The organism is Allosphingosinicella sp. (genome assembly GCF_036387215.1).
In the GTDB taxonomy this organism is placed as follows: Bacteria; Pseudomonadota; Alphaproteobacteria; order Sphingomonadales; family Sphingomonadaceae; genus Allosphingosinicella.
Map to the genome: position 1 here is coordinate 1 of NZ_DASVUE010000239.1, position 4,028 is coordinate 4,028.

General features: G+C 66.3%; 7 protein-coding genes. 2 read left to right on the forward strand and 5 right to left on the reverse strand.

Annotation, left to right across the window (positions count from 1 at the left end; translation table 11 throughout):
* The 4 genes from mraW to VF662_RS09525 form a co-directional block, all read right to left on the reverse strand.
* A partial coding sequence (gene mraW, locus VF662_RS09510; RefSeq protein WP_464140284.1) for a 16S rRNA (cytosine(1402)-N(4))-methyltransferase occupies positions 1–338 on the reverse strand: 338 nt, incomplete at its 3' end.
* Complete coding sequence (locus tag VF662_RS09515) at positions 335–820, reverse strand: division/cell wall cluster transcriptional repressor MraZ (protein WP_464140287.1); 486 nt, start codon at positions 818–820, stop codon at positions 335–337. The genes VF662_RS09515 and mraW, both read right to left, overlap by 4 nt.
* Before the next feature lie 277 nt (positions 821–1,097).
* Complete coding sequence (locus VF662_RS09520) at positions 1,098–2,369, reverse strand: DUF4350 domain-containing protein (protein ID WP_464140290.1); 1,272 nt, start codon at positions 2,367–2,369, stop codon at positions 1,098–1,100.
* A 7-nt stretch (positions 2,370–2,376) separates the two neighbouring features.
* Positions 2,377–2,631 carry a hypothetical protein gene (locus VF662_RS09525; RefSeq protein WP_464140293.1) on the reverse strand — a complete coding sequence of 85 codons (255 nt, stop codon included), beginning with the start codon at positions 2,629–2,631 and terminating at the stop codon, positions 2,377–2,379.
* 167 nt (positions 2,632–2,798) lie between these two features.
* On the opposite strand from VF662_RS09525, the gene VF662_RS09530 reads away from it, so the two are divergent.
* Positions 2,799–3,185 (forward strand): hypothetical protein, encoded by a 387-nt coding sequence (locus VF662_RS09530; RefSeq protein WP_464140296.1) that lies wholly within the window; start codon positions 2,799–2,801, stop codon positions 3,183–3,185.
* On the opposite strand, the gene VF662_RS09535 is transcribed toward VF662_RS09530, so the two are convergent.
* Positions 3,139–3,720 (reverse strand): VOC family protein, encoded by a 582-nt coding sequence (locus VF662_RS09535; RefSeq protein ID WP_464140299.1) that lies wholly within the window; start codon positions 3,718–3,720, stop codon positions 3,139–3,141. The two genes, VF662_RS09530 and VF662_RS09535, sit on opposite strands and share 47 nt — an antisense overlap.
* A gap of 93 nt (positions 3,721–3,813) precedes the next feature.
* On the opposite strand from VF662_RS09535, the gene VF662_RS09540 reads away from it, so the two are divergent.
* Positions 3,814–4,028: hypothetical protein (locus VF662_RS09540; RefSeq protein ID WP_464140302.1), on the forward strand; the 215-nt coding region annotated here is incomplete at its 3' end.

The window sequence follows — 4,028 nt, forward strand, 5'->3', positions numbered from 1 at the left end:
TCCGGCCGATCGAGCTGCATCGACGAGACGCCGATATCGAGGGTAACGCCGTCCACCGCATCAACGCCGCGGTCGGACAGCGCCTGATCCATCCGGGAAAAACGCTCCGGCACTAGGATCAGGCGCCCCTCGCTTTCATCCGCGAGGATACGTCCCTCGCGAATGGCATCCGGATCACGGTCAAACGCAACTACCCGTGCACCGGAATTCAGAATTGCTCTTGTGTAGCCGCCGGCGCCGAACGTGCCGTCGACATGGGTTTCGCCTGCGCTGGGGCTGAGCGCGGCGATCACTTCGTCGAGGAGCACCGGGACGTGCGGTGCGGCATTCACGCTCATGCGCCGATCCCCCGCTCTTCGAGGCGGTAGGCGGCCAGTTCGCGCAGGTCCTCATCGCCGCTTTCAAGGGCGAGATGGGGGTTCCAGATCTCGAACGTGCCGCCGACGCCGACGAACAGTGCGAGATCCTCGATCCGTCCCTTGCGGCGCATCATCGGGGGCAGGATGATGCGGCCGCTGGTGTCGTAGGGAACGTCTTCAGTGATGCCGAACGTCCGGCGGGCGCGAGCGTAGGCGGCTTCGGGCGAGCCCCCCTGCCCTTCTTCGAGGAGGCGGCGGCGCTCGTTCTCGCTGTGGAGGTGGCGGGCATAGCCGCGGTCGTAGGCATTGAGGCAGGGCGAGACGTCGTGCATTCCGATGACGACGGCCTTGGCGTCGGAGCGGCGCTCGATCACCCCACGGATGAACGCCGGAATGGACAGACGCCCCTTGGCGTCCACCGCATTCAGCGCGCTTCCGTTGAAAAGGTGTTCAAGCTCCACCTGTCGATCCGCCCCCTCGCACGCAGACCTTCCCCGTTCGCGGAAGCGCGCATCACTGCGTCCGCGTGGCTCGTCTCAGCCAAGGAAGTGCCCCGAAACTTTACGAGCCAGTGGATAACAGACACGGCATTGGGATGGAAGGGGTTTTCATGCCGTAGTTAGGGATTTCATGCCACTAGATGGAATTCTCCTGCTAATTCGTGGTTTGTTCACGCTCCTGTTCCAAGCCTGTTCCGTGGGTGCAAGCCTGTGGATAAGTTTGTGTGGTTTTTCGGTCTCAGCTGCGGCGGCGGAGCCGGAGACTCGCAGCCGGCGCAGCGGCGGCAAGGATCGGAAGCAACGCGAGCAGCCAGGCGAGGCGCCGGTCGGCGTCCTCATCCTGCCACTGAACCAGCCCGGAAGCGCGGCTGCGCCGGACGCCTCCGAGCTGGTCGAGCCAGTCGGCAAGGATCAGCACATTGTCCGAAACCCGGGCGTGGCGCTCGGTGCCGCGGCTCCCGGGCCCGACCCAGAGCCGGTCGTGCATCATGTCGGCATCTGCGAGCAGGATCGCCCTCCCCCGCCCGATCCGGCAGAGCGCGAACTCCACGGTCGGTCCGACGGTGCAGTCGGAACCGGTAGGGACGAAGCGGCCGGGCGCGAACAGGATCAGCCGCCGCCTGCCCGCTCCCAGGTCGAGGTCCTGCTTGACCGCCCGCGCCTTTTCCGGCGGCTCCAGCCGAAGCCCCCAATGCGTGAGTAAGGGGTCGAGGAGCCCGATCCCGGGCGCGCGGCGGATGTCGCCCAGCGGCAGTTCCGACGGCCAGAGCAGGCGCGGATCGGTGAGGATCACAGCCCTGCCGCCGTCCCTCACCCATTGATCGAGAGCGACCAGCTCCTCAGGCGCAAGCGCGCGCGGCTGCGCGACCAGGAGCAGCCGGCCGCGCGCGAGGTTGGCCTCGTCCAGCACGTCGAGCGGCCGGATCGTGAATTCCTCGGCCAGCGCCCGGTAGGCCGCCGCAGGACGAGAGCCGGGATCGAGCGGCCCCGGCTCGCCCCAGACCAGCGGCAGGGCGCTCACCAGCATCAGGTCCTGCTTCTCGCCCCCGACGAGGCCGCCGCTGCCGATCGCGATCGCTTCATAGGGCCGGTGCGCCGCGGGAAGAGCGAGCAGGACGAGGAGCAGCGCGGCCGCGGTCCAGCGTCCGGCCCTGCCGCCGAGCCACACGCCCGCGGCGAGGGCGAGATCGAAGACCAGCGCAACCACCGCCCCGGCCGCGATGCCCCTCGCCGCCTCCGCCCACGGGCTGGTGGCGCCGAGGCCGATGAGGAACAGGCTCTCGCTCAGCGCCGCGAGCAGCAAGGCGGCGGCGTAGAATGAATAGCGGGTGCGCCAGCCGTGCCGCTTGATCAGAACCGCGCCGATGAGCAGCAGCCACGGCCGCAACGCGAAGAACAGCAAGGCCTCGGCCCTGCCCCAGCCGGAGAAGTCCCCGACGAACACCCCAAGGAGGATTTCAGCCGCCGCATAAGCCGCCGCTGCTGCGAGAAGCCCGGCTGCGACCCTCAATGGGTCGTTAGCGGGTGCGTGAGCCGGTGGCGGCGTTGGCGAGCTGGTTGCCGTCGTCATTGCCGGGCGCGACGCCCAATTCGGCGAGCGGTTCCTTGGGCTCGGCTTCGGCCGAATTGACCGCTGCGCCCGCCGCCATCTGCTGCTCGATCGTGTTCGGAGTGATCGGCGCTTCTTCGCTGGGCCGCGTAAAGATCGCCGCCAGCAGCACCAGCACGAAGACGAAGGCAAGCCCCGTCAGGCCTATGCGTACACGCTGCATGCCGTGCAAAATCTCCCCGCCCCGGCTCAACATGCTGAGGAATCTAGCTGATCGATTCCGGCTTGTCGAACCCCTGTCTTATTTTCGTCCGATCGCCCGCTCCCGCCTCGGAGTCCGCGCTCACAAACTTCTTGACGATGGATGCGGCGCCCGCGAATTGAGGAGCCATGGGTAAGATTGATATGATCAAAGCCGCCTCCGTCGCGGCACTGCTTTCGCTCTCGGCCTGCAACACGGAGCCCGAGGTCGTCGACACCAACCCCGATCCGATGAAGGAAGAGCTCGCCAAGGCTCAGCCGGTCGAGCTGCCGCCGGCGATCCAGGCGAGCCGCGCCTATCGGTGCAAGGACAACAGCCTCGTCTATATCGACTTCATGTCGAACAATACGGCGATCGTTCGCAAGGAGAAGGGCGCCGAGCCGCCGCTTGCGACCGTGACCGCCGAGACCGCGGGCGGCGCTTACAAGTCGGCCGACGGCTATACCGTCAGCGGCAACAGCCAGCAGATCACCTATTCCTCGCCGAGCGGCGGCAGCCAGAGCTGCAAGGCCTGAGGCCGCCACCACCTCCACAAGCTTCAGTAGGCCGGCCGGACCTGATCCGGCCGGCCTTTTTCATGTTCAGGCGGGCGCCTGCTCGGCCTGCTGGGTGAACTGGGCCATTCGGCGCTGCATCTCCTCCTCTGAGACGTCCTCGATATGGGTGGAGACGGTCCAGCTGTGGCCGAACGGATCGGTAACAGCGGTCGCCGTAAAATTGGTCCTCGACCGGCCGCTCCACAATGGCTCCCGCGGCGATGGCGCGGTCGAAGGCCGCATCGGCATCCTCGAGATAGATCATCAGGCTGCTGGTTGCGCCGCCCCGCGTCTTGGGGCCGAGCTTGCCATGATCCGGCCATTCGTCCGACAGCATGACGAAGCTGTCGCCGATCCTGATCTCGGCATGGCCGATCTTGTCGCCCATCGGCAGGCGCAGCATCTCCTCCGCGCCGAGCGCCTGGGAATACCAGCGAATCGCTTCTTCAGCGCCGTCCACGATCAGATAGGGCGTAACGCTATGATAACCGTCGGGCTTTGCCTTGACGCTCATGATCTCGCCTCCTCCAACAAGAACAAAGGGTGATCACGCATACACCCGAGCCTGCCTTTCGACAAAGCCCAATCGATCGAATAGACGCGCCGCATGACCGAATCCCGCATCACCCCCGACGTCGTTGCAGAGCACGGCCTCTCCCCCGAGGAATATAAGCGCGTGCTGCACGCGATGGGGCGGGAGCCGAACCTCACCGAGCTCGGCATCTTCTCCGTGATGTGGTCGGAGCATTGCTCGTACAAATCCTCGCGCGTGCATTTGAAGAAGCTGCCGACGACGGGGCCGCAGGTGATCTGCGGGCCGGG